Origin of the sequence: Nocardia bovistercoris, from assembly GCF_015674855.1 — a bacterium.
Taxonomy (GTDB): Bacteria; Actinomycetota; Actinomycetes; order Mycobacteriales; family Mycobacteriaceae; genus Nocardia; species Nocardia bovistercoris.
The window spans coordinates 848,689-873,607 of record NZ_JADMLG010000001.1 but is presented as its reverse complement, the minus strand read 5'-3'; the positions used below and the strand labels follow the sequence as shown (position 1 = coordinate 873,607).

The 24,919-nt window shown below is 69.9% G+C and carries 20 protein-coding genes and 1 riboswitch; of the genes, 13 read left to right on the top strand and 7 right to left on the bottom strand.

The features are described 5' to 3' along the window. Positions 1-147 precede the first annotated feature (147 nt). Entirely contained in the window at positions 148-1,227 is a 1,080-nt protein-coding gene (locus IT779_RS03985; RefSeq protein WP_196147695.1) for a D-alanine--D-alanine ligase family protein, read from the top strand. Between the two features lie 13 nt (positions 1,228-1,240). On the opposite strand, the gene IT779_RS03980 is transcribed toward IT779_RS03985, so the two are convergent. Continuing rightward, positions 1,241-2,017 (bottom strand): DUF3515 domain-containing protein, encoded by a 777-nt coding sequence (locus IT779_RS03980; protein WP_196147694.1) that lies wholly within the window; start codon positions 2,015-2,017, stop codon positions 1,241-1,243. A 147-nt stretch (positions 2,018-2,164) separates the two neighbouring features. Here IT779_RS03980 and IT779_RS03975 point away from each other — a divergent pair, with 147 nt between their 5' ends. The 4 genes from IT779_RS03975 (at position 2,165) to IT779_RS03960 (ending at position 5,133) form a co-directional block, all read left to right on the top strand. Further along, a complete protein-coding gene (locus IT779_RS03975; RefSeq protein WP_196147825.1) occupies positions 2,165-3,163 on the top strand; it encodes a thiamine-phosphate kinase in 999 nt (332 codons plus the stop codon). Between the two features lie 11 nt (positions 3,164-3,174). Further along, positions 3,175-3,858 carry a uracil-DNA glycosylase gene (locus tag IT779_RS03970; RefSeq protein ID WP_196147693.1) on the top strand — a complete coding sequence of 228 codons (684 nt, stop codon included), beginning with the start codon at positions 3,175-3,177 and terminating at the stop codon, positions 3,856-3,858. An 89-nt stretch (positions 3,859-3,947) separates the two neighbouring features. Continuing rightward, positions 3,948-4,202, top strand: a complete 255-nt coding sequence (locus IT779_RS03965) for a hypothetical protein (protein WP_196147692.1) — start codon at positions 3,948-3,950, stop codon at positions 4,200-4,202. Positions 4,203-4,251: 49 nt separating this feature from the next. Beyond that, a complete protein-coding gene (locus IT779_RS03960) occupies positions 4,252-5,133 on the top strand; it encodes an alpha/beta fold hydrolase (RefSeq protein WP_196147691.1) in 882 nt (293 codons plus the stop codon). 109 nt (positions 5,134-5,242) lie between these two features. Here IT779_RS03960 and IT779_RS03955 read toward each other — a convergent pair whose 3' ends face one another. From IT779_RS03955 to rpmB, 3 genes are all read right to left on the bottom strand, one after another. Continuing rightward, on the bottom strand, positions 5,243-6,034 hold the full coding sequence (locus IT779_RS03955; RefSeq protein ID WP_196147690.1) for an enoyl-CoA hydratase/isomerase family protein: 792 nt from the start codon (positions 6,032-6,034) through the stop codon (positions 5,243-5,245). Between the two features lie 63 nt (positions 6,035-6,097). Beyond that, on the bottom strand, positions 6,098-6,613 hold the full coding sequence (locus IT779_RS03950) for a GNAT family N-acetyltransferase (protein ID WP_196147689.1): 516 nt from the start codon (positions 6,611-6,613) through the stop codon (positions 6,098-6,100). Positions 6,614-6,861: 248 nt separating this feature from the next. Then, positions 6,862-7,053, bottom strand: a complete 192-nt coding sequence (rpmB, locus tag IT779_RS03945; RefSeq protein WP_011210730.1) for a 50S ribosomal protein L28 — start codon at positions 7,051-7,053, stop codon at positions 6,862-6,864. A gap of 309 nt (positions 7,054-7,362) precedes the next feature. Here rpmB and IT779_RS03940 point away from each other — a divergent pair, with 309 nt between their 5' ends. Next, complete coding sequence (locus tag IT779_RS03940) at positions 7,363-9,468, top strand: DAK2 domain-containing protein (RefSeq protein WP_332838636.1); 2,106 nt, start codon at positions 7,363-7,365, stop codon at positions 9,466-9,468. Between the two features lie 20 nt (positions 9,469-9,488). Then, a complete protein-coding gene (recG, locus tag IT779_RS03935; protein ID WP_196147687.1) occupies positions 9,489-11,768 on the top strand; it encodes an ATP-dependent DNA helicase RecG in 2,280 nt (759 codons plus the stop codon). 9 nt (positions 11,769-11,777) lie between these two features. On the opposite strand, the gene IT779_RS03930 is transcribed toward recG, so the two are convergent. Both IT779_RS03930 and metE read right to left on the bottom strand, forming a co-directional pair. Next, positions 11,778-13,199, bottom strand: a complete 1,422-nt coding sequence (locus IT779_RS03930) for a short-chain fatty acyl-CoA regulator family protein (protein ID WP_196147686.1) — start codon at positions 13,197-13,199, stop codon at positions 11,778-11,780. 902 nt (positions 13,200-14,101) lie between these two features. Beyond that, positions 14,102-16,369, bottom strand: coding sequence for a 5-methyltetrahydropteroyltriglutamate--homocysteine S-methyltransferase (gene metE, locus IT779_RS03925; RefSeq protein ID WP_196147685.1), 2,268 nt, complete (start codon positions 16,367-16,369; stop codon positions 14,102-14,104). A 143-nt stretch (positions 16,370-16,512) separates the two neighbouring features. Next, a riboswitch (cobalamin riboswitch) is annotated at positions 16,513-16,724 on the bottom strand. Positions 16,725-17,019: 295 nt separating this feature from the next. Here metE and IT779_RS03920 point away from each other — a divergent pair. The 5 genes from IT779_RS03920 to coaD all read left to right on the top strand — a co-directional run bounded on the left by IT779_RS03920 (position 17,020) and on the right by coaD (position 23,026). Continuing rightward, the gene (locus IT779_RS03920) at positions 17,020-20,439 is read left to right on the top strand and encodes a pyruvate carboxylase (RefSeq protein WP_196147824.1); all 3,420 of its coding nucleotides are present in this window, start codon (positions 17,020-17,022) and stop codon (positions 20,437-20,439) included. Next, positions 20,436-21,029 (top strand): 16S rRNA (guanine(966)-N(2))-methyltransferase RsmD, encoded by a 594-nt coding sequence (gene rsmD, locus IT779_RS03915; protein WP_196147684.1) that lies wholly within the window; start codon positions 20,436-20,438, stop codon positions 21,027-21,029. The genes IT779_RS03920 and rsmD overlap by 4 nt, the downstream gene beginning before the upstream one ends. A gap of 9 nt (positions 21,030-21,038) precedes the next feature. After that, positions 21,039-21,737 (top strand): helix-turn-helix transcriptional regulator, encoded by a 699-nt coding sequence (locus IT779_RS03910; RefSeq protein ID WP_196147683.1) that lies wholly within the window; start codon positions 21,039-21,041, stop codon positions 21,735-21,737. Between the two features lie 115 nt (positions 21,738-21,852). Next, positions 21,853-22,224 (top strand): VOC family protein, encoded by a 372-nt coding sequence (locus IT779_RS03905; protein WP_196147682.1) that lies wholly within the window; start codon positions 21,853-21,855, stop codon positions 22,222-22,224. A 316-nt stretch (positions 22,225-22,540) separates the two neighbouring features. Then, on the top strand, positions 22,541-23,026 hold the full coding sequence (coaD, locus tag IT779_RS03900; RefSeq protein ID WP_196147681.1) for a pantetheine-phosphate adenylyltransferase: 486 nt from the start codon (positions 22,541-22,543) through the stop codon (positions 23,024-23,026). A 197-nt stretch (positions 23,027-23,223) separates the two neighbouring features. Here coaD and IT779_RS03895 read toward each other — a convergent pair whose 3' ends face one another. Next, positions 23,224-23,754: a GtrA family protein gene (locus IT779_RS03895; protein ID WP_196147680.1), complete on the bottom strand. Its 531-nt coding sequence runs from the start codon at positions 23,752-23,754 to the stop codon at positions 23,224-23,226. A 332-nt stretch (positions 23,755-24,086) separates the two neighbouring features. On the opposite strand from IT779_RS03895, the gene IT779_RS03890 reads away from it, so the two are divergent. Further along, on the top strand, positions 24,087-24,833 hold the full coding sequence (locus IT779_RS03890) for a DivIVA domain-containing protein (RefSeq protein WP_196147823.1): 747 nt from the start codon (positions 24,087-24,089) through the stop codon (positions 24,831-24,833). The last annotated feature ends 86 nt before the right edge of the window (positions 24,834-24,919 follow it).

Below are 24,919 nucleotides of genomic sequence, written 5' to 3'. Positions count from 1 at the left end.
ATGCGGCGCGGGCGGCCCCTCCGAATGCGGGGCGCTCGCGGCCCCTCCGAACGCGTGCGCGCGAGTAGCCCCTCCGAACGCGTGCGAGCGGCGCGCGTGACCAACCGAAGGGGGTATTGTGCGCGCGATGCGGGTACGGTTCGGAGCATGACGAACCGGATCAGGGTGGCCGTGGTGTTCGGCGGACGCAGCAACGAGCACGCCGTATCGTGCGTCTCCGCGGGCAGTGTGCTGCGCAACCTCGATCCGGAGAAGTACGAGGCCGTCCCGATCGGCATCACTGCCGAGGGCGGCTGGGTGCTCGGCACCGCCGAGGTCGCCGCACTCGGGTTGCGCGGCAAGGAATTACCCGCGGTCGACGCCACCGGCACCGCGCTCACGCTCACCGCCGACCCGAGTCGGGCCGGCGCGCTGGTCGCGCTCGACGATCCAGGGGCCGCGCTCGGATCGGTCGACGTGGTCTTCCCCGTCCTGCACGGGCCCTTCGGCGAGGACGGCACCCTGCAGGGCATGCTCGAACTCGCGGGCGTCCCGTACGTCGGGCCGGGCGTGCTGGCCAGCGCGGCGGGTATGGACAAGGAATTCACCAAGAAACTGTTCGCGGCCGAAGGCCTGCCGGTCGGCACCCAGGTCGTGCTGCGGCCCGGCGACCACACCCTGACGGCGGCGCAGCGCGAGCGGCTCGGGCTGCCGGTCTTCGTCAAGCCCGCGCGCGCGGGATCCTCCATCGGCATCACCAAGGTCACCGACTGGGCCGCGCTGGACGCGGCGGTCGCCGTGGCGCGCGCCCACGATCCGAAGGTCATCGTCGAGGCGGGCATCGTCGGGCGCGAAGTCGAGTGCGGCGTACTGGAATTCCCGGACGGCCGGGTCGAGGCCAGCGTGGTCGCCGAGATCCGGGTGCCTGGCGGCTTCTACGACTACGACACCAAATACGTCGACGACGTCTGCGAATTCGATGTGCCCGCTGACCTCGACGACGAGACCTCCGAGCAGATCAGGGATCTCGCGGTGCGGGCCTTCCACGCGCTGGACTGCCAGGGCTTGGCGCGCGTCGACTTCTTCGTCACCGAGAACGGCCCGGTGCTCAACGAGATCAACACCATGCCCGGTTTCACCGCCATCTCGATGTACCCGCGCATGTGGGACGCCGTCGGGGTCGACTACGCGAAACTGATCTCGACGCTGATCGAGACGGCCGTGGCGCGCGGCACCGGCCTGCGCTGAGCGGCGCGCCCGCTCAATTCGGCAGCGGGCCCGGATCGAGCGGGCGCTGCGGCAGATTCGCGACGATGGTGTCGGAGACCTCCTGCAAGGGGGTCGGGCCGGAACCGTCGGGCACGGTGAGCGCGATGTAGGTCTCCCGGTCGACGGCGAACCAGGTGCTCGCCGTCGCCGCCGGATCGCGGACCTCGAACCACTGCACGGTGTCCACCAGTTGCAGCGGGGAAGCGCGGTGGAATTCCAGCGGGCGGTCGAGTCCGCAGCGCAGCACGATCGCGTCGCCGCCGTCGGGGCGCTGCCAGGCGCGGGTCGCCGGTGGCGCGGGTTCGACCAACTGGGACTTGGTGTAGTCGCCGAGGTCGCTCGGCAGGGCGGGCAGCAGTGTCGTGCAGGCCGGGCCGGCGGCGGCGGGTGCGGGCACCGGGCCGAGGGCCAGCGGTTCGCGTTCGGTGCGCAGGTCGCGGCCGACGAGCGCGGCGACGACGAGTCCGACGATCAGGACGACCGGGAGTGCGACGGCGGTGGCGATCAGGGCGGGCGGGTAGCTCGAAAGGCGGCTCGCGGGCTCGGCGTCGGCGGATTCGCCCGCATCGGGTTCGGCGTCCGAATCGGCGGCGTCGGTTTCGCCCGCGTCAGATTCGGCATTGCTCTCGCCCTCGGAGCCCGCGCGGTCTGTCGTGGGTTCGTCCTCGGATGTCGCGGCGGCGGAGGACGTGTTCGCGGGGCGGCCGGAATCCTCGGCTGGGGTCGGGTCGGTCGTCTTCGGGTCGCTGTCCGACGTGTCCGCCGCCATTGCCTACCGACCTTCCTTCCGCGTTCCTCGGGCGCGGTGCTACCGGCTCGATGGGCCTGGGCAGCCCCCGACAGGGTACCGTCGACCCGTTTCCGGCCCGCATCGCGCCTCGAGCGCAGACGGGTCTCGACCACGGACGAGGGAGGGATCATCGGCGAGAGCGCGGGGCCGAGGACGGTCGGGGAGTTGGGCGAGTTCGCGCTCATCGACCGCATCAACGCGGGTCGTTCGCAGGTGGCGGCGGTGCTGCTCGGCCCCGGTGACGACGGCGCTCTGGTGGCCGCGCCGGACGGGCGCTTCGTGGTGACCACCGACATGCTGGTGCAGGGTCGGCACTTCCGGCTCGACTGGTCGAGTCCGCGCGATATCGGGCGCAAGGCGATCGCGCAGAACGCGGCGGACGTGGTGGCGATGGGCGCGGCGCCGACCGCGTTCGTGGTGGCGCTCGGCTGCCCGGCGGATACGCCGCTGGAGCTGGTGGACGGTCTCGCGGACGGGTTGTGGGCCGAGGCGGGGCGGGTCGGCGCCTCGGTGGCGGGCGGTGATCTGGTGCGCAGCCGCGATCTCATCGTCTCGGTCACCGCGTTCGGCGATCTCGGTGGTCGGGCGCCGATCACCAGATCCGGTGCACGCGTAGGGGATACGGTCGCGGTGGCGGGACGGCTCGGCTGGTCGGCGGCCGGTCTCGCGGTGCTGGCCGCGGGCGCCGATCGGGAGCGTTACGCCGATGTGGTTGCCGCCCATCGTGTTCCGCGACCGCCGTACGCGGCGGTGCTCGACGCGCAGGTGAGCAGGCCGCACGCGCTCACGGACGTGTCCGACGGGCTGTTGGCGGATCTCGGTCATATCGCCGCGGCGTCGTCGGTGCGGATCGACCTGGATGCCACGGCGCTGCGCGACTCGCGTCTCGAGGCGATCGGAGCGGCGCTGGGGACCGATGCGGCGCAATGGATTCTGGCGGGCGGTGAGGAGCACGCGTTCGCCGCGTGTTGGCGGACAACCGCCGAACTGCCCGGGGGCTGGCGGCCAATCGGACAGGTGTGCGCAGGTCAGGGCGTCACGGTGGACGGCGCGACGCCCTCGGGTGCGCGCGGCTGGGAATCCTTCCATGGGGGAGACTCGGCGAACCGGGACGCGCCGTTATAGGTTGTGCGGTCATGAGCGTGAAACCACTCTCGGAAATCATCGATCCGGGCTGGGCGCGAGCACTCGAGCCGGTCGCCGATCAGATCACCGCCATGGGCGAATTCCTCCGCGCGGAGAATGCCGCGGGCCGCGGCTACCTGCCTGCGGGCGAGAATGTGTTACGCGCCTTCCAGCGTCCCTTCGACGCCGTTCGCGTGCTGATCGTCGGCCAGGACCCGTACCCCACTCCCGGACACGCCATGGGGCTGAGTTTCTCGGTCGCGCCGGATGTTTCGCCGGTGCCGCGCAGCCTCGTCAACATCTTCTCCGAACTCGCGAAGGATCTCGGCCACCCCACACCGTCCAACGGCGACCTGAGCCCGTGGTCGGATCAGGGTGTGCTGCTGCTGAACCGAGTGCTCACCGTGGCGCCCGGTCAACCCGCCTCCCATCGCGGCAAGGGCTGGGAGAAGGTCACCGAGCAGGCCATTCGCGCTCTGGTTGACCGTGACGAACCGCTGGTCGCCATTCTCTGGGGGCGCGACGCCTCGACGCTCAAGCCGACGCTGGCCGCCGCCGAGGTCCCCTACATCGAATCCGCGCATCCCTCGCCGCTGTCGGCCTCGCGCGGCTTCTTCGGATCCCGTCCCTTCTCCCGCGTCAACGAACTGCTCGACGAACTCGGCGCCGAACCTGTCGATTGGCGCCTGCCCTGAATCGCCGGTCGGGTTAGCCTGACCGACACGGATCTCGACCGCTCGGCGTCGCCGGGCACGCACGACCGCATCAGATGAGGAGTTCTTCCATGCACAACCGGACTGTCCGCGGCACTTTGCGCGGCGCAACCGTCACCCTTGCCCTGTGTGCCGCCGCCGTCGCGGGCGGCGCCGCGGGCGCGAGCGCCGCACCGCTGAAACTCGAGCCAGCCGCCGAGACCGCCACCGCTCCCGTGGCCGAAGAGTTCACCTCCACCGGGTCCTCGACCATCTCCTCCGGCGTGAACGCCAAGGTCACCTGCCTGTTCCAGAACACGTTCAGCGGGACCAAGCTGAACTGCTGAAAACGAGGCTCGCGCCGGGCCGGAATTCGAGCTGTGCGATCCTCGAATCGTGAGTAATGCGAACTACTTGCTCGAACCGGCCCGGCTGCGGCTGCGCGGTGCGGGCGGGATCGAACTGGCGGCCGACCATTTCGGCCCCGAGGACGGGCCGCTGGTGGTCTTCCTGCACGGCGGTGGTCAGACCCGCCATTCCTGGAAGCAGACCGGCGCGAAACTGGGCCTCGCGGGCATGCGCGTGGTCACCCTGGACGCCAGGGGACACGGCGACAGCGAGTGGGCGCCCGACGGCGACTACTCGCGTGCGACCATGGTCGCCGACCTCATGGCCGTCTTCGACCAGCTCGGCGTCACCCTGGACGCTCCGGCGGTGGTCGTCGGCGCGAGCATGGGCGGCATGACCGGGCTGGTCGCCACCGCGGGGCCCGGCGGCGACCGTATCGCCGCACTGGTGCTGGTCGACATCGTCACCCGCCCCGAAGCCGAGGGTGTGGAGCGGATCATCGACTTCCTGAGTCGCCACCGCGACGGCTTCGACACCGTCGCCGAGGCGGCCGACGCGGTCGCGGCCTACATGCCGCACCGCCCGCGCCCGAAATCCACAGACGGGCTGCTGCGCAACCTGCGCGAACGCGACGGCCGCTGGTACTGGCACTGGGATCCGGACATGCTTTCCGGCCGGGGCGGCGGCGACCCGGTCCAGATGGCCGAGACGATGGAGGCCGCCGCCCGCGAGCTCACCATTCCGCTGCTGCTGGTGCGCGGCATGCGCTCGGACGTGGTCAGCCCCGAGGGCGCGGCCGCGTTCCTGGAGTTGGTGCCGCACGCCGAACTCGTGGAGATCGGCGGCGCGGCACACACCGCGGCGGGCGACGACAACGACGCGTTCACCGATGCCGTCGCCGACTTCGTGCTCCGCACGAACACTCGATAAAGCGTTCCTCGAGGCGACCCGTCTGCGCAACGTGCCTGCGCACGCAGCGGCAGGCCGAGCGCACTCCGGACGATCGGAGCGGACACCGCGTCCCCGCGGACGCGCCCGGTCAGTTCGTCGCGCTGTAGTCCGGCTTGCGCTTCCCGACGAACGCGTCGACGCCTTCGCGTCCGGTCGGGGTCGACGCGGCGGTGGAGATGGATTCCCGTTCGCTGTCGAGTTGTTCGCTCAATGTCGCGGTGGGCGACTGGTTGAGCAGTTTCTTGATGCTCGCGTACGCCGAGCGCGGTCCGGCGGCGAGTGATTTCGCCAGCGCGTCGGCCTCGGCGCGGACTTCCTCGTCGGCGACGACGCGGCTGAGGATGCCGAGGCGGGCGGCTTCCTCGGCGTCGAGGACGGCGTCGGTGAGCAGGATCTCACGCGCGCGGCCCGCGCCGACGATGCGAGGTAGCGTCCAGGACATGCCGCCGTCGGGGGTGAGTCCGATGCCGGGATAGGCGGGGCGCAGTTTGGTGGAGTTGCCGCCGATCGCGATGTCGGCCGCGCAGACCAGGCTCATGCCCGCGCCCGCGGCCCAGCCCTGGACGGCGGCGATCACCGGCGCGGGACTCGCGGCCAGCGCGCGGACGAACTCGTGCAGGTCGGTGGCGATCTCGTGGATATGGACGGACCGGTCGGCGGCCGCGGCGAAGCCTCGGACATTGCCGCCCGCGCAGAAGTTCGGACCAGAGCCGGTGAGCAGGATCGCGCCGATCTCGTTCTTGCGCGCGCGCAACGCCGCGGTCCCCGCGTTGATGCCGCCGAAGTCCAACGATGTGCCGTTGGCCGCGGTGGCGATAATGATCTGGAGAACGCCGTCTACCTCGGTGACGTAGTCGGTCTGCTGGTCGGTGGAAGTCATGTTCTCGAACCTAGCGCCCGCGCGGACGCTGACCAATGCCCTCCGGCGGACGAATCGGCGGTCTCAGTCGGCGGAGCCCGGGTGCGGCAGCGCGGGACGGACGAGTCGGACCATGGGAACCCGGCTGAAATCCTCGGTCCGTGCGGCGCCGTCGGGTCGGAATCGGTGGCGCCGGTAGAAGGCTCGCGCGCGGGGGTTCTCCGCGAAAACCCACAGCGAGCAGGACGTGGCGGGGCCGATCGCGGCGTCGATGAGGGCGTCGGCGAGGCCGGTTCCGTACCACGGCGCGCGCACGTAGAGCGCGTGGAGTTCGCGCTCGGCGACGGGCGGGGCGTCGTGCGGGTCGCCCGCGCTCGCGAATCCGACGACAGTGTCATCTATCACAGCGACGTGGGTGCCGTGCGGATGGCGCGTGCGGATGCGCTCCCACTGCTCGGCTCTGCGGTCGACGTCGAAAGCGTCGAGGACGTGGCGCGGCACCAGGCTGTCGTACGCCTCGCGCCAGCAGGCGATGTGGCAGCGCGCCAGTCCGGGGACGTGCTCGGCCGCCAGCGGCAGGATTCGCCGGTCAGTGTCCATGGGGCGCGTACGCGCAGTGTCCATGGGGCGCGTACGCGCAGTGTCCATGGGGCGCGTACGCGCAGTGTCCATGGGGCGCGTACGCGCTCTCGGGTACGCGAACGAGCCCCGGCACTCCTGGCGAATGACGGGGCTCGGCGTCGATCTCAGGTGTCGGCCACCGGGCGGCCCGGGGCGCGACGACAGAAGTCCGACTCACCGGGTATATCCACCGATGAGTCGGACCCGAGACGGTCGATCGGACGGACTCAGCCGCGGACGACCTTGCCCGCCTTCAGGCAGGAGGTGCACACGTTCATCCGACGGGTGTTGCCCGGCGCGACCTGCGCGCGGACGGTCTGGATGTTCGGGTTCCAGCGACGGTTGGTGCGCCGGTGCGAGTGCGAGACCGACTTCCCGAAGCCGGGGCCCTTGGCGCAGACGTCGCAGACGGCAGCCATAGTCGCGAACTCCTTCGTGTTCGAGTGGGGACCGCCGCGTGGTGGCGGTCGTCCGAGAAACGATTGCGTGATGTGCCCGCCGAATATCGGCCAGCGCAAACCGGGAGGGCCGCGCGAGGCAACCCTGCAAGGGTAGCCAACTGCGCCCCGATCCACCAAACCGCGATCGTCGAGGACTGTCGAGGACCGCCGCCGGGTGACCGGTACGCGCTCAGCCTACTGGATCGGTGTCGCGGGTCCGATGTCGGGATATCCCGCTAACCTGGCGGGGTCCGATGGGGTTGTCGGTACGTGGGAAGTGAGGTGACGGTGAGCGAGGTGCGGGACTCGATCGACGGTGCGGCATTGCTGCGCTGGGGGTGGATCTGTCTCGCCGGTCTGGAACAGCGGCGCGAGGAGATCAACGCGCTCAACGTCTTCCCGATCGCCGACTCCGACACCGGCACCAACATGCTCGCCACCATGCGTGCGGCCGTGCGCGAAGCGGAGGCAGGCGGCGCACCGAACGCAGGCGGCGCACCGGATATCGAGCGCGCCGACACCGGCGGCGAATTGCTCGCCACCACGCGGGCTGTGTGTGCGGAAGCGGCGAACGGTCCGCAGGAGGTCGAGGAGGCCGAGCGCCCGACGGTGGACGGAGGCAGCCCACCTCGCCTTGCCGCGGCCGATTCTCGCACGGGGGGCGTCCGGGAGCGCCTTGCGCGCCACTCCGACGCGCACCGCGGACTGGAGGAGGCCGCGCTGAGGATCGCGAGCGGTCGTACCGCGCGCGAGATCGCCGCCGCCATGGCGCGTGGCGCCACCCGAGGCGCGCGCGGCAATTCCGGCATCATCCTGTCCCAGGTATTGCGCGGTATCGCCGAGGCCGCCCGGGGTGGGCCGCTCACCGCCGACACGGTGTGCGATGCCTTGTCCACCGCGGCCGCACTGGTGCGCGGTGCGCTCAGTGTCCCGGTCGAGGGCACCATCCTCACCGTCCTCGAATGCGCCGCCGCCAGCGCTGACGCCGTGCGCGGCGGCGATTTGGCGGCGGTGGCGCTCGCGGCGGCCGACGGAGCCGCCAAAGCGCTCGGCGAGACGCCGTCCCAACTCGGGGTGCTGCGCGACGCGGGTGTGGTGGACGCGGGCGCGCGCGGGCTGGTCGTCTTGCTCGACAGTCTTGTTTCGGTCGCGCGCGGCGAGGCGCCCGCGCGCCCGGACTACGTGCGCGGGGCCGCCGTCGCCGCTGGTGCGTCCGCGCCAGGCGATTTCGAAACCGCCACGCCCGAAGCGCATTTCGAAGTCATGTACCTACTCGCCGGCACCGACGAACGCCGCGTGTCCGCATTGCGGGATCAGCTGGGGGCACTGGGTGATTCGGTCGTTGTGGTCGGTGACGGCGCCGAAACCTGGTCGACGCACGTGCATTGCGCGGACGCGGGCGCGGCGATCGAGGCAGGCCTCGCCGCGGGGACGGTGAGCGCCATCAGGATCGAGAGTTTCGCGATCACAGCGGTCGCCCCGGATGACGTAGCCCTCTCGCGAGCCTCGACCGTCCGACACGGTGCGGCTTGCTCGCGCGATGCGGACCGCCCGCTCGGCGCGGGCTCCTCCCACGGCGCAGGCTTGTCGAGCGAGGCGACCGTGCCCGGCCCGGCCTCGGCGCGTGGGGGCGCGGTCACGTGCGCCGAGACAGCCGCTCGTCGCGGCGTGATCTCCCCGCGCGACAGTCTCGGCGGCTTGGCGGGGCGCGGCGCGGCGCGGCGCACGGAGGCGGTGGCGGATCGTGCGGTGCTGGCCGTCGCGGCTGGTGAGGGCGCCGCGGCGTTGTTCGAGGCGGCGGGGGCGGTGGTGCTCGGCGGTGACGATCCGGTGACTTCGGCCGCGCTGCTCACCGCGATACGGCGGATGCCCAATCGCGAGGTCCTGGTGCTGCCCAACGGGGCCTTGCCCGCGCACGAGTTGGTCGCGGTCGGTGTGGCGGCGCGTGACGCGCGGCGTGACGTGTTGATGTTGCCGAGCGGGTCGATGGTGCAGGGGATGGCCGCGCTGGCCGTGCACGATCGGGGCAGGATCGCGGTGGACGACGCGTTCGCGATGTCGGAGGCGGCCGCGGCGACCAGGTGGGGTTCACTGCGCGCGGCCACCGGGCGCGCGCTCACCATGGTCGGCACTTGCGAAGCCGGTGACGGACTCGCCCTGGTCGGCCACGATGTGGTGGTGATCGAACGCGGGGTGCTCGCGGCCGGGCGCACCTTGTTGGATCGGATGCTCGGGCTCGGTGGAGAATTGGTGACCCTGCTCATGGGCGTCGACGCGCCCGCGGAACTCGGCGCGGAACTGGCGGCGCATATCGCGCGCGGCTTTCCCGGTGTCGAGGTCGCCGTGTATTCCGGCGGGCAGCGGGGTGATCTGGTGCAGATCGGGGTGGAATGACCCGGGAGAAGGAATGAGTCATGGCTACGCTCGGTGACCGGCTCGACCACATCCTCGGCGCGAAGGCCGCCGACTCGCTGGCCGAATCCTTCGATATGACAACGGTCGAGGATCTGCTGCGACACTATCCGCTGCGCTACGCCACCCACGGTCAACCGCTGACCGAGGAGGCCCCGGAGGACGGCGCTCACATCACGGTGATCGGCCGGATCACCAAGACCGATCTCAAACCCATGCGCAATCGGCGCGGTTCCCTGCTGAAGGTACTGCTCGACACCGGTTCCGGGCGTCCCGTCGATGTCACCTTCTTCAATGGCGACAAGGTGAAATACGTTGTCAAACAGGGGGTTCGGGCGATGATGTCGGGCACGGTCAGCTACTGGCGGCCCGGCAGCTGGAATCTGTCCCATCCGGGCTATCTGATCCTGCCCGAGACCGAGGACGAATCGGTGAGTTCGTTCACCAAGGTGCGCGGCGGCGGCGATCTGCGCGGCCTGGCCGAGAGCGCGAAAGGCGCGGGCGGCGTGGACGTCTCGTTCATGGAACGCGAGTTCATCCCGGTCTATCCGGCGACCGCGAAGGTGCAGAGCTGGGATCTGCTCGCCTGCGTGCGCCAGGTGCTCGAACAATTGGATCCGATCGATGACCCGCTGCCGGAGCAGACCCGCGCGGAGCGTTCGCTGCTGAAGGTGTCCGACGCGCTGCGGTTGATCCACCTGCCTGAGCACAAATCCGATATCGATCAGGCCAGGGAACGACTGCGTTTCGATGAAGCGCTGGCTTTGCAGTTGGTGCTGGCCGAGCGTCGGCACGAGGTGTCGGGGCGCGCCGCGCGGCCGTGTCCGCCGCGCACCGACGGTATCGGCGCGGCGTTCGAGAAGAAGTTGCCCTTCGAGTTGACCGACGGGCAGCAGCAGGTGATATCGGAGATCTCCGCCGATCTGTCCCTGGCCAAGCCGATGCACCGGTTGCTGCAGGGCGAGGTGGGTTCCGGCAAGACGATCGTTGCCCTGCACGCGATGCTCCAAGTGGTCGATTCTGGACAGCAGTGCGCGCTGCTCGCGCCCACCGAAGTGCTTGCCGCCCAGCATCATCGCTCGCTGCGCGCCATGCTCGGCGAACTCGCGACGGCCGGTGAACTCGGCGCCGCGGACCAAGCGACCAAGATCGTCCTGGTGACCGGCTCGATGTCGGCCGCCGCCAAACGCGCGGCGTTGCTGGACGCGGTGACGGGCGAGGCGGGCATCGTCATCGGCACGCACGCGCTGATCCAGGACGCCGTCGAATTCTTCGATCTCGGCATGGTGATCGTGGACGAACAGCACCGCTTCGGCGTCGAACAGCGTGACGCGTTGCGCGCCAAGGCGAAATCCGGCGCGAACCCACATCTGCTCGTGATGACGGCGACCCCGATTCCGCGCACCATCGCCATGACCACGCTCGGTGACCTGGAGACCTCCACGCTGACCCAGCTGCCGCGCGGACGCTCGCCGATCACATCCAGAGTCGTTCCGCGCAAACAGCATCCGAACTGGGTCGACCGGGCGTGGGAGCGGATCGTCGAGGAGGTCGCCGCGGGCCGCCAAGCATATGTGGTCTGCTCGCGGATCGGCGAGGACGAGGAGAACGACAAGCCAGGCAAGGGGAAGGGCAAGGGGAAAGCCAAGACCGAGGAACGGGAGGCGCCGACGACGCAGGCGGTGCTCGACATGTTCGACGCGCTGCGCGCGGGTCCGCTCGCGGGGGTGCGGGTGGGTCTGCTGCACGGTCGGCTGCCCGCCGAGGAGAAGGATCAGGCGATGCGGGCCTTCAACGACGGCGATATCGACGTGCTGGTCTGCACCACCGTCGTCGAGGTCGGTGTCGACGTGCCCAACGCGACGGTGATGGTGATCGTCGATGCCGACCGGTTCGGCGTCAGCCAGTTGCATCAGCTGCGCGGCCGGATCGGGCGCGGCGCGCATCCCGGGCTGTGTCTGCTCGTCACCGATGCCTCGCCCGGCGGCTCGGCGATGGCCAGGCTCGAGGCCGTCGCCGCGACCACCGACGGTTTCGAACTGGCCGTGCTCGATCTGCGGCAGCGCCGCGAGGGTGACGTGCTCGGGTCGGCGCAGTCCGGCACGGCGCGTTCGCTGCGACTGCTCTCGCTGTTGGACGATCTGGAAACCATTACCGCCGCGCAGGATTTCGCGCGCGCGGTGGTACGCGCGGACCCGGGACTGCGCGAGCATCCCGGACTCGCCGCCATGATGCGCGCCGCCGTCGACGCCGAACGCTTGGAGTACCTGGCGAAGTCCTGAGCGCGCCGGTCAGCGGATGGCGCGCGGATAGGGCAGATCCGTGCTCGTGTGCTCCGAGACCGCGAGCGGGCTGCCGATCTGCGGGAAGGCCCGCTGCGGGCAGGCCGGGCGTTCGCACACCTTGCAGCCCGCGCCGATCTGCACCGCCGTGGTCGGGTCGTCGTATTGCAGGCCGGTGGAATACACCAGCCGATCCGCGTATTCGATGTCGCAGCCGACGCCGATGGCGAAATTCTTCGTCGCCGTGCCGAATCCCTGCGGCGCCGTCATGGAGGTGCGCGCGACCCACAGGTAGCGGCGGCCGTCGGGCATCGCGGCGACCTGGGTGAGTACCCGGCCGGGATGGGCGAACGCCTCGTGCACCACCCACAGCGGGCAGCTGCCGCCCACCCGCGAGAAGTGGAAGGCGGTGGCGGACTGGCGTTTCGAGATGTTGCCCGCCCGGTCGGTGCGGACCAGGAAGAACGGCACCCCGCGCTGGCCCTGGCGCTGCAAGGTACTGAGGCGGTGGCAGATGGTCTCGAAGCCGACCTCGAAACGCAGGCTGAGCAGGTCGATGTCGTAGCGCAGTTCCTCGGCCGAGCGCAGGAACCGGCCGTAGGGCAGCACCAGCGCGCCCGCGAAGTAGTTGGCCAGTCCGACGCGGGCCAGCGTGCGCGATTCCCCGACGAGGGAGGGGGTTTCGTCGAGTACCGCGTCGAGATCGGCGCCGTAGAGCAGGAATCCGAGGGTGGTCGCGATCTGGAAGGCCCGCTGTCCCGGGCGCAGCCTGCGGGCCAGGGTCAGTGTCCGGCTCTCGGCGTCGTAGTGCCGCTTGGGAATCGAGGGATCGGCGCCGTCGCCGCGGACCAGTACGGTGACGCCCGCGCGCTCGTCAGCGATCCTGGCCAGTTGGCGATCCAGTGAGCCGATGCTGAGCCCGCATTCGTCGAACAGTTGCTCGGCGGCCAGATCCAGTGCGGGGATGTGGTTGTGGTGGTCGTAGAAGAAGTCGCGCACGTCCTCGTAGGGCATCGGAACGCCGGGCGCGCCCGCGGGGGCGGCGACCCGCGAGGACAGCAGGTCGAGTTGGTCGGTGGCGGCGCGCAGACGCCGGTGCATCGCGACCAGGATGCGCGCCACCTCGGGCTGTCTGGTCGCCAGTTCCTCCACCTCGGTGAGCGGCGCGCTGTCGCCGCCCGCCGCGTCGACCAGGACTTCGTGCAGGTCGGAGACCAGTCGGGCGTCGGAGTCCGCGGCGAAGAACTGGACGTCGAGGTCGAAGGTCGAGTTCAGTTTCAGCAGCACCGGGATGGTGAGCGGTCGCTGGTCGCGCTCGAGCTGATTGAGATAGCTGGGCGATAGATCGAGGGATTTCGCCAGCGCCGCCTGGGTCATCCGTCGTTCCTCACGTAACCGCCGCAACCGGGCGCCCGCGTACATCTTGCGCACTCGGCGAATACTAGCGCCGCCGCTTTGCAAGCATCGCAGAATGCGTGGTAACTCCTCGCTGAAATCGCTGGACCGGGTATTCGCTCGGGGGCGTGACGTGCGTAGTGTGCGAAGAGCGTGGCAGGAATGCGGCGCGCAGCAGGCAGTGATGTGAGATAGATCATCCTACGCGGGTCCTCCGTGCGGTCCGAGTATTTCGGTCCGGGTGATCCGAAACAGGGATTTGCGGGGAGGACGCGAAGGCTCGGACACGCTGATTCGACGGCGTCGCTCGCGCCGCTGTGCGCCGATGTTTCGAATTCGTTTCGAGCGGGTACCAAATCATCCGGAAAGGTCCGTATCTCTACGCGGCGCAACGGATTCCGGGAGTCCGGGTGAATCGACCATCCGGAAGCCCCCGCCGGGCGCGGGGTGTGCGGTCGGGCGACGGAGGTTCGTGAGGGGATCTCCGCTGCCCGGCCACCCCCGCGCGCACGCCGTACTCGGCCGACTCGATCGTTCCCCCGGCGCGATGCTCCCACTACCGGAAATTCGGTGGAACCGGAAAGCGGAAAGGCGCGTCGAAGAAGGCGAACAGGTGTAGTCGACGTGCGAGGAGGGTGAGAGATGGATCGTTGTTCGGGGCACGCGTCGTGGCGGCGTGGAATCGACCCCAAGGCCCGATTGCGGCCCGCGTTGCGCGCCGGAGAGGCATGCGAGTCCTATCCGTCCGGACGGCGGAAGCGTGGTCGCCCCGAGGCGCGGCCGGAATGAGAGCCGGTGGGGTGAGCACCGAGCGAGGCGTTCTCCGTACGGAATCCGTACGGAGAACCCTCTCTCGGCGCGTTGTCGCAGCGCGCCGTAGGCTCAGATCACCCGGGAGGCGGGCCTACTCGGCCTGCGGTGCGCTCGTCCTCGCCCGCTCAGCGCACCGCGTGCGCGGCGGCGACCATATTGCGCAGCGACGCCTCGACCTCCGCCCGGCCCCTGGTCTTGAGGCCGCAGTCGGGGTTCACCCAGAGCCGCTCGGCCGGAACGGCTTTCAGGGCGGCGCGCAGCGCGGCCGTGATCTCCTCGACGCCTGGCACGCGCGGCGAGTGGATGTCGTAGACGCCGGGGCCGACACCGAGGGCGAATCCGGCGGCGTTCAGGTCGTCGAGCACCTCCATATGGGAGCGGGCGGCCTCGATCGAGGTCACGTCGGCGTCCAGGCCCGCGATGGCGTCGATCACCTCGCCGAATTCCGAATAGCACAGATGGGTGTGGATCTGGGTGGCGTCGGAGACCCCGGAGGTGGCCAGCCGGAACGCGTGCACCGACCACTCGAGGTAGGCGGGCTGGTCGGCGGCGCGCAGCGGCAGCAGTTCGCGCAGCGCGGGCTCGTCCACCTGCACCAGCCTGATGCCCGCCGACTGGAGGTCGACGGTCTCGTCGCGGATCGCCAGCGCCACCTGTGCCGCCGAATCCGCCTGCGGCTGGTCGTCGCGCACGAACGACCAGGCGAGAATGGTCACCGGGCCGGTCAGCATGCCCTTGACAGGTTTGTCGGTCAGCGACTGCGCGTAGGTGATCCAGTCCACCGTCATCGGCGCGCGCCGAGTGACGTCGCCGAACAGGATCGGCGGGCGCACGCAGCGGGTGCCGTAGGACTGCACCCAACCTTCCTCGGTGGCCGCGAACCCGTCGAGCTGTTCGGCGAAATACTGCACCATGTCGTTGCGTTCGGGTTCGCCGTGCACGAGCACATCGATGCCGAGCTGTTCCTGCAACGCGATCACGTCCGCGATCTCCGCGCGCATCCTGGCGTTGTAGGCGGCCTCGTCGATCTCGCCCTTGCGCAATGCCGCCCGCGCGAGCCGGATCGCGGGGGTCTGCGGGTAGGAACCGATCGTCGTGGTCGGCAGGACGGGCAGGCGCAGGCGTTCGGCTTGCAGCACCCTGCGCTCGTCGGCGGGCGCGCGGCGGGTGGCGTCCGGGCCGAGCGCGGCGAGGCGGGCGCGCACCTGCCCGTCGGACAGGCGAGGATCGGCGGCGCGCGAGCGGGCCGCCGCCCTCGCCTCGGCGAGTTCCTCGGCGATGGCTTCGGTGCCCGAGGTCAGCGCCGTCGCCAGCAGGCGCACCTCGGCGACCTTCTCCGCGCCGAAGGCCAGCCAGGTGCGCAGCGCCGGATCGAGTGCGGTCTCGGCGGCCAGCGTGTACGGAACGTGCAGCAGCGAGGCGGAACTCGACACGGCCACCGACGCGGCCGAGCCGAGCAGCGTGCCGAGTGTGCTCAGCGCGCGGTCCAGGTCGGCGCGCCACACGTTGCGGCCGTCGACCACACCGGCGACGAGCAGTTTCGACGCCAGCGCGGTCACGCCCGCCACCTCGGCGAGTTCGCCCGCGTCGGTGAAATCGAGCGCTATGCCGTCCACCGCGGTGCTCGCCAGCGCGGCGAGCGCCGCACCCGGCCGCCCGAAGTAGGTCGCGACCAGGACCGCCGGGCGATCGTCGGATTCGGTGAGTTCGGTGTAGACCGCGCGAACGCGCTCGATCTCCGCGTCGGTGAGATCGGTCACCAGGATCGGCTCGTCGATCTGCACCCAGCTCGCGCCCGCCGCCGCGAGCCGCCGCAGCAGTTCCCGGTACAGCGGGATCAGTTCGGCGAGCCGGTCCAGCGGCGCGCCGCCCTCGGATTTGGCCAGCTTCAGGAAGGTCACCGGGCCGATCACCACCGGACGCGCGGGCACGCCGAGGGCGAGCGCTTCGGCGAGTTGCTCGAGCAGCGTTTCGGGGTGCAGCGAGAACGCGGTGTCCGGGCCGAGTTCCGGCACCAGGTAGTGGTAGTTGGTGTCGAACCACTTGGTCATCTCGAGCGGTTCGACGCTGTCGTCACCGCGCGCGGCGGCGAAGTACCGGTCCAGCGGATCGGTGATGTGCGCCACCCTCTCGGGCAGCGCACCGAACAGTGCCGCGGTGTCGAGCATCTGGTCGTAGTAGGAGAACGTGCCGACCGGTATCGAGTCCAGGCCCGCCGCCAGCAATTGCGCGTACTGCGCCGCGCGCAGGTCGCGGGCGACGGCGCGCAGGTGGTCGGCGTCGTCGCGGCCCGCCCAGTAGGACTCGGTGGCGCGCTTCAGCTCCCGGTTCGGGCCTACTCGCGGCAGCCCGAGAACCGTTGCGGTGAACGGAGTGTGCGGAGAAACAGTCACGTCGGTGCTCCAGTGCTGTGGTGGTCGGCCACCGCCATGCGGGCAGCGAGCACCGGCCGACGCACCGGGCCGCGCGATGGGAGCCCGAGAGGTCGGTACGGATGGTCGCGCGCCCGGTCCACGAGGCGGTGGCCGCCGGATACGGCGTATCCGGCGCAGTGGCAGGTCTTCGGACTCGCGGGCACGGGCCTTCTGGCCGACCCCTGGACGGGGCTCACCTACTGGCCGTCGCTTCCCGTGCGCTCGGCGCACAGTGCTCATGACGGCGGTCGTTCCTGCTCACCGCTGCGGGACAGTCCCGGAATCCCACCGGGTTCCCTCTCATCCGCCCGACGGATGCGCTCCGGGGCGAATTCGACGCCGGGGGCGCGACGTAGGGGCTCCATCTCGTCTGCGCTCGGCGAACCAGCTGCGAGGGCAAGCATACGCGCAACCGCCGCGCGCCGGTGGGCTCGTACGCCCGGCATCCACCTCGCGATCGCGCTGCCGTCATCGCCGGTTAATGCCCAGCGCCGCGCCGGTGGCGCATCCTCGCAGCATGTGACCGTTCGATGAACACAACTTCGCAGCCCTGCTATTTTCTTTGTGAAGATTTCTGCGAAGGCCGCTTCCATGTCGGATGCCGCTGTCGGGGCAGGTACCTTAGGCCAATGTTCTCGAAAGTCTTGGTTGCCAATCGTGGTGAGATCGCAATCCGTGCCTTCCGCGCGGCCTACGAACTGGGGATCGGGACGGTCGCGGTCTTCCCCTACGAGGATCGCAACTCCCCCCATCGGTTGAAGGCGGCGGAGTCCTATCAGATCGGCGTCGAGGGTCACCCGGTACGCGCCTACCTCTCGATCGAGGCGATCATCGCGGCCGCCAAGTCCGCGGGCGCCGACGCGATCTATCCGGGCTACGGGTTCCTGTCGGAGAATCCGGACCTGGCGGCGGCCTGCGCGCGCGAGGGGATCACGTTCATCGGTCCCTCCGCCGAGGTGCTCGAGCTGGCCGGGAACAAGGCCCGCGCCATCGAGGCCGCGCGGGCGGCGGGGCTGCCGGTGCTGAAGTCCAGCGCGCCGTCGTCGGATGTGGCGGAATTGCTGGCCGCCTCGCGGGAGCTGGAGTTCCCGATCTTCGTGAAGGCGGTCGCGGGCGGCGGCGGTCGCGGTATGCGCCGGGTGGCCGAGGCCGGGCAGCTGCGGGAAGCGATCGAGGCGGCCTCGCGGGAGGCGGAGTCCGCGTTCGGCGATCCGACGGTGTTCCTCGAGCAGGCGGTGGTGAATCCGCGTCATATCGAGGTGCAGATCCTGGCGGATCAGCACGGGAATGTGATGCACCTGTTCGAGCGCGATTGTTCGGTGCAGCGTCGGCACCAGAAGGTGATCGAACTCGCGCCCGCGCCGAATCTGGACCCGGCGCTGCGCGACCGCATCTGCGCCGACGCGGTGGCCTTCGCGCGCCGCATCGGTTATTCGTGCGCGGGCACCGTGGAATTCCTGCTGGACGAGCGCGGCAATCACGTGTTCATCGAGATGAATCCGCGTATCCAGGTGGAGCACACGGTGACCGAGGAGATCACCGACGTCGACCTGGTGCAGTCGCAGCTGCGGATCGCGGCGGGGGAGTCGCTGTCGGACCTCGGGCTGAGCCAGGACACGGTGACGATTCGCGGCGCCGCCCTGCAGTGCCGGATCACCACCGAGGACCCCACCAAGGGTTTCCGTCCTGACACCGGCCGGATCACCGGATACCGCACGCCCGGCGGCGCGGGCATCCGCCTCGACGGCGGCGCGAACCTCGGCGCGGAGATCGGCGCGTACTTCGATTCGATGCTGGTGAAGCTCACCTGTCGCGGCCGTGACCTGCACGCGGCGGTGGCGAGGGCCGCGCGCGCGTTGGCCGAGTTCCGCATCCGCGGCGTGTCGACGAACATCCCGTTCCTGCAGGCGGTGCTCGAGGATCCGGATTTCAAGGCGGGCCGGGTCACCACGTCCTTCATCGAGGAACGTCCGCAGCTGCTCACCCTGCGCGAGTCGGCGGACCGCGGCACGAAGATCCTGGAGTACCTGGCGGATGTGACGGTGAACAAGCCGCACGGTCCGCGTCCGACGACGGTGTATCCGCACGACAAGCTGCCCGCGATCGATCTCGGCGCGCCGCCGCCGGACGGTTCGCGGCAGCGGCTGTCGGCGCTGGGGCCGGAAGGTTTCGCGCGGGCGTTGCGTGAGCAGAAGGCCGTCGGTGTGACCGATACGACATTCCGCGACGCACACCAGTCGCTGTTGGCCACGCGGGTGCGGACCAACGGCCTGCTCGGCGTGGCCGGTCACGTGGCGCGACTCACCCCGGAACTGCTCTCGATCGAGGCGTGGGGCGGGGCGACCTACGACGTGGGGCTGCGGTTCCTGTACGAGGACCCGTGGGAGCGGTTGGCGTTGTTGCGTGAGGCGGTGCCCAATATCTGCCTGCAGATGTTGCTGCGCGGCCGGAACACGGTGGGGTACACGCCGTATCCGGAGCGGGTGACGCGCGCGTTCGTGTCCGAGGCCGCCGACACGGGCATCGATATCTTCCGGATCTTCGACGCGCTCAACAACGTGGACCAGATGCGCCCCGCGATCGACGCGGTGCGCGAGACCGGCACCACCATCGCCGAGGTCGCGCTGTCCTACACCGGGGACCTGTCGGATCCGAACGAGACCCTCTACACCCTCGACTACTACCTGAAGCTGGCCGAGCAGATCGTGGACGCGGGCGCGCACGTGCTCGCGATCAAGGACATGGCCGGATTGTTGCGTGCGCCCGCCGCGGCGACGCTGGTGACGGCGTTGCGTCGGAATTTCGATCTGCCGGTGCACGTGCACACCCACGACACTCCCGGCGGCCAGTTGGCGACGTATCTGGCGGCGTGGCAGGCCGGTGCGGACGCGGTGGACGGGGCGAGCGCCGCCATGGCGGGCACCACGAGCCAGCCCGCGCTCTCGGCGATCGTGGCCGCGGCCGCGCACACGGAGTACGACACGGGTCTGAGCCTGTCGAATGTGTGTGACCTCGAGCCGTATTGGGAGGCGCTGCGCAAGGTGTACGCGCCGTTCGAGTCGGGTCTGCCCGCGCCGACGGGCCGGGTGTACACCCACGAGATCCCGGGTGGGCAGCTGTCGAATCTGCGGCAGCAGGCCATCGCGCTCGGCCTCGGCGACCGGTTCGAGGAGGTCGAGGCGAAGTACGCGGCCGCGGACCGGTTGTTGGGTCGGTTGGTGAAGGTGACGCCGTCCTCGAAGGTCGTCGGTGACCTGGCGTTGGCCCTGGTCGGGACCGGTGTCGGAATCGAGGAATTCGCGGCCGACCCCGGTCGCTACGACATTCCGGACTCGGTGATCGGGTTCCTGCGCGGGGAGTTGGGCACCCCGGCCGGTGGTTGGCCCGAGCCCTTCCGCACCAAAGCGCTCGCCGGTCGCACGGGCGCGAAACCGGAAGTGCCGCTGACCGAGGCCGACGAGGCGGGCCTGTCCGGTGACTCGGCGCGGCGTCGGGCGACCCTGAACCGGCTGCTGTTCCCCGGACCCACCGCCGAGTTCCTGGCGCATCGCGAGAAGTACGGCAACACGATTCGGCTCTCGGCCAACCAGTTCTTCTACGGCCTGCGGCACGGGGAGGAGCACCGGGTCGAGTTGGAGAAGGGTGTCACGTTGCTGATCGGGTTGGAGGCGATCTCCGATCCCGACGAGCGCGGCATGCGCACGGTGATGTGCATTCTCAACGGGCAGTTGCGTCCGGTCGCGGTGCGTGACCGGTCGGTGTCCTCGGAGGTGCCCGCCGCGGAGAAGGCCGACAAGACCAATCCGGCCCACGTGGCCGCGCCGTTCGCTGGTGTGGTCACCCTTTCGGTGTCCGAGGGCGACAGCATCGAATCCGGCGCGGTCATCGCCACCATCGAGGCCATGAAGATGGAGGCCGCCATCACCGCGCCGCGCGCGGGCACCGTCACCCGGATCGCGATCGGCGCGGTCCAGCAGGTCGAGGGCGGTGACCTGCTCATCGAGATCGCGGTGGGCGACCCCAAGACCGCGACGCTGTCCTCCGAATGACCCGAATCGTCGCGGGTGCGGCGGGCGGGCGGCGGCTGCGGGTGCCGCCCGCGGGCACGAGGCCGACCTCGGACCGGGTGCGCGAGGCGCTGTTCAGCGCACTCGACGCGCGCCTCGAGTTCACGGGCGTTCGCGTGCTCGACCTCTACGCGGGGTCGGGCGCGCTGGGCCTCGAGGCGCTCTCGCGCGGCGCGTCGGCGGCGCTGCTCGTCGAATCCGATCGCAAGGCGGCGGCGGTGGTGCGCGCCAACATCACCGAACTCGGGCTGCCGGGCGCGCGGCTGCGGGTCGGGCTGGTCGCGGCGGTGCTCGACCAGGGCGGCGAGTCACCGTTCGATCTGGTGTTCGCCGATCCGCCCTACGATCTCGACGCCGCCCGCGTCACCGCCGACCTGGAGCTGCTGGCGCGCCGCGGCTGGCTGGCCGATGACGCGGTCGTGGTCGTGGAGCGATCCACGCGCTCACCCGAAACCGACTGGCCCGCGGAGTATGTGGCGTCCAAGCCGCGCCGATACGGCGAGACCCGCCTCGAGTTCGCCGATTACACTCCCGATTCCCGACCGCCGGAATCTGTCGGTGGGGGGCGCTAGCGTGTGCGCGTGAACCGCACCGATCGGTTGTACGCAATCGTCGAGGAGTTGCGGGCCGTCGCCCCGCGTCTGCGCACCGCGCGTGAACTCGCGCAGCGCTACGGGGTGAGTGTCCGCACCATCGAACGCGATATCGCCGCGCTCCAGCAGGCCGCCATTCCCATCTACGCCGATGTCGGCAGGCGCGGCGGGTATGCGCTGGAGAAGAGCATGTCGCTGCCGCCGCTGAACTTCACGCCCGCCGAGGCCGTCGCGCTCGCCGTCGCGCTGGACAACAGTCGCGGCACGCCGTTCGAGGAGGCGGGGCAGAGCGCGCTGCGCAAGATCCTGGCCGCCATGTCGGATCGTAACGCCGCGGCGGCGCGCGATCTGGCGGCCCGCATCCACCGCATCGACCAGCCGGATGTGCCGCGCGCCCAACGGATTCCCGAGGTGATCGAGCGGGCCATCCAGATCGGGCGGGTATTGCGCGTCGACTACCGGGACCGATTCGACGCGGGCAGTGTCCGCGAGGTGGAGCCGACGGCGCTGATGAACGGCGCCAACGGCTGGTACCTGGTGGCCTGGTGCCGTCTGCGCGGCGACACCCGCTGTTTCCGGCTCGATCGCATCCGCGCGGTCGCGATCACCGACACGCCCGTCGCCCTGCGTCCGGTGCACGATCTGCCGCGCCCGCCGGACCGGGTGCTGCGCTCGGTGTCGCTGTGAGTGGTCGCGGACCGGAATTCGGATCGGGTCGAAAACACCGACAGGGGGTTGTCGCCGCGGCGGGTGATCGTGGTCGGGCAACACCGTGAACCACGAGAATTCCGGAGGACAATCCATGACGACACCGGCGATCAACACCGTGAGCTGGTTCCAGATCGGCAGCGACAAGCCCGACGAGGTCGCGAAATTCTACGGCGGGTTGTTCGGCTGGACCTTCGCCCCCGACCCGAACAGCGACGGTTACGACCTGATCAACTACGCGGGCGCCGACGGGGCGAGCGGCGGCATCGCGCACGTCCCCGCGGCCTCGGCCAATCACGCCACCTTCTTCGTGCTGGTCGGCGATGTCGCGGCCACGGTGGCCGCGTCCGAGAAGCTGGGCGGCACGGTGCTGGTACCGCCGACCACGAGCAAGGACGGTTTGGTCTTCGCGCACATCCTCGATACCTCGGGCAACAACTTCGGCGTCTTCACCCCGGCGCCGTAGGAACGCGCCCTCCGCGAAGTCCAGCCGCGCGACGGCAGATAGCCCACCCCGTGATGCGGTCGACCGATATTCGCGACGGTGCCGTGCGGCCGCGGTGGGTTGTCGTGCGGCGGCCGTCGATTCATCGCACGGCTGCGGTGAGTCTGCCGTGTCGTGTGGGTCGCCCGGCCATGCGACGGCGGTGGGTCCGTCCTGCGGCAGCAGTAGATCCGCGGTCGGTTGGCGGCGATGAACTGGGAATTCGCCGGGACGTCGGCGGCGCGCCGTCGTGCGGTGGGCTCGATCGCGGCGTCGGGATGCCTGTTACCGTCGGGCCATGGCAGGAGCACTGTGCCCCGGATCCTTCGATCCGGTGACCAACGGGCATATCGATGTATTCGCGAGGGCGGCGGCACAATTCGACGAGGTCGTGGTGACCGTCATGATCAACCCCAAGAAGCAGGGGATGTTCGACGTCGAGGAGCGCATGGAGATGTTGCGCGAGGCGACGTCGCATCTGCCGAACGTGCGCGTGGAGTCCTGGCAGGGATTGCTGGTGGATTTCGCGCGCACGCAGGGCATCGGGGCCATCATCAAGGGTCTGCGGGATGCGGGCGACTTCGGCTACGAACTGCAGATGGCTCAGATGAACAAGAAGTTGTCGGGTGTCGACACCTTCTTCATCGCGACCAATCCGTCGTTCAGCTATCTGTCGAGCTCGTTGGTGAAGGAAGTCGCCTCCTACGGCGGTGACGTCACCGACATGCTGCCGCCCTCGGTGCACAAGCGTCTGCTGTCCAGGCTGGCCGAACGCAAGGCGTAGCCCGAACACGAGGCCATGAACCCGAAGGCTTCGACACGACTCGGCCCCGGTCTCCGTGGCGGATTCCAGGGGAACCCGCCCGTACGGAGCCGGGGCCGAGTCGTCATGCCGATGTCAGACGGGTGCCGATCTCGATGTCGTGCCGATCTCGGGGGCACGCTGGTCTCAGCGTTGTCCCGATGTCGAGGACTCGGAGGTCAGAAAACCAGTCCGCGCAGGGCGAGGAAGCGCATGAGCCCCACCGCCGCGGTGATGGCGAGTACGGCCGCTGCCTGCGTGGCGTCGCCGAGCCCGGGCGCCCAGACCGCCAGCGCGGCGAGTCCGGCCGTGCTGATGCCGAGACCGACCAGCGCCAGACCGCCGCCCTCCCACTGCGCGGTGAACCAGCCGACCCGGTCCGCGGCGTGGAAGGTGAGCTGGCGGTGCAACTCGTTGGCGATGACGGTGCTGACCACCGAGCCGACGACATTGGCCATCAGCGGGCCGACGCCGTGCATGGCGAAGAACAGCAGGACATAGGCGATATTGCTGGAGCCGCCGACGAGCGCGAAGCGGATCAGCTGGGCGAGGGCGCGGTCACCGCGCAGGAATCCGAGCAGCTTGCCGAACAGTCCGGCGAGGCCGAGCAACTGGGCGGCGGAGATGCGTACGACAGGGTACGGTCCCGCCCAGGGGGTGTAGATACCGGCGGGCAACACGGGGGTCCGAGGTGCTTCCAGAACGGTCATGCGCTATCCGATCCAACATGTGCCTACGGTGGGAACAACTGCGATGGGTCATCGCATTCCTTCGATGAAGGGGTCGATCCGGCCGTCGGCCTCCTCTCGTTCCCACGGTTCCTCTCCGTGCCTGGAACTCGCTTATGAGGATCTTGTAATGATCCCCGTCGCGCAACAGCTTAGCATGAAGCGGAGGCCGTCTCTCCACTTGATTTTCTGTGGCGTGGCAGACACCGGGTGACGACACACCGGAGGGTGACTCGGCATGCGCGGTGATGCCGGGCACACTGGGCAGCGGCGGAAAGTTTCGCCGACATCTGTACGAGAGCGGGGTAGTGAGCATGTATCGCGTATTCGAAGCGCTCGACGAACTGGTGGCCATCGTCGAGGAGGCGCGTGGCATCCCGCCGACCCGCAGCTGCATCGTGCCCCGCGGTGACGTGCTCGAACTGCTCGACGACGTGCGCGACGCGCTACCCGGCGAACTCGACGACGCCCAGGACGTCCTCGACCACCGCGACAAGATCGTCACCGACGCCCGCACCGCCGCCGAGGCCACCGTCACCGGAGCCAACGACCAGGCCGAGCGGACGGTCGGCGAATCGCGCGCCGAGGCCGACCGCATCCTCGCCGAGGCCAAGGCGCACGCCGACCGCATGGTGGCCGAGGCCGCCGCGCACGCCGACAACCTGGTCAATTCGGCGCAGGCCGAGGCCGATCGCGTGGTGTCCGACGGCAATCTCGAATACGAGGAGCTCACCGCGCGCGCACGGGCCGAGGCCGATCGGGTGATCGAGGCGGGCAAGGCGTCCTTCGAGCGTTCGGTCGCCGACGGGCAGGCCGAACAGATGAGGTTGGTCACCCAGACCGAGGTTGTGCGCGCCGCGCACACCGAGTCGGCGCGGCTCATCGACGCCGCGCAGGCCGAGTCCGACCGGTTGCGCGAGGAATGCGACCACTACGTCGATTCCACTCTCGCCGACTTCGAGGAGACGCTGGCGAGCACGCTGCGCACCGTCGGGCGGGGTCGGCACCAGTTGCGCTCGGGCGCGGGCGCGCCCGATTACGCGGCCGACTACCGCCGCTGACCTGCGCCCGGAGCCGCCGCGAGCGTTTTGGCTCCGCGCCTGCTCTCGCGTACTGTGGTGTGGTTTCCCATTCCCTTTCGATCGTG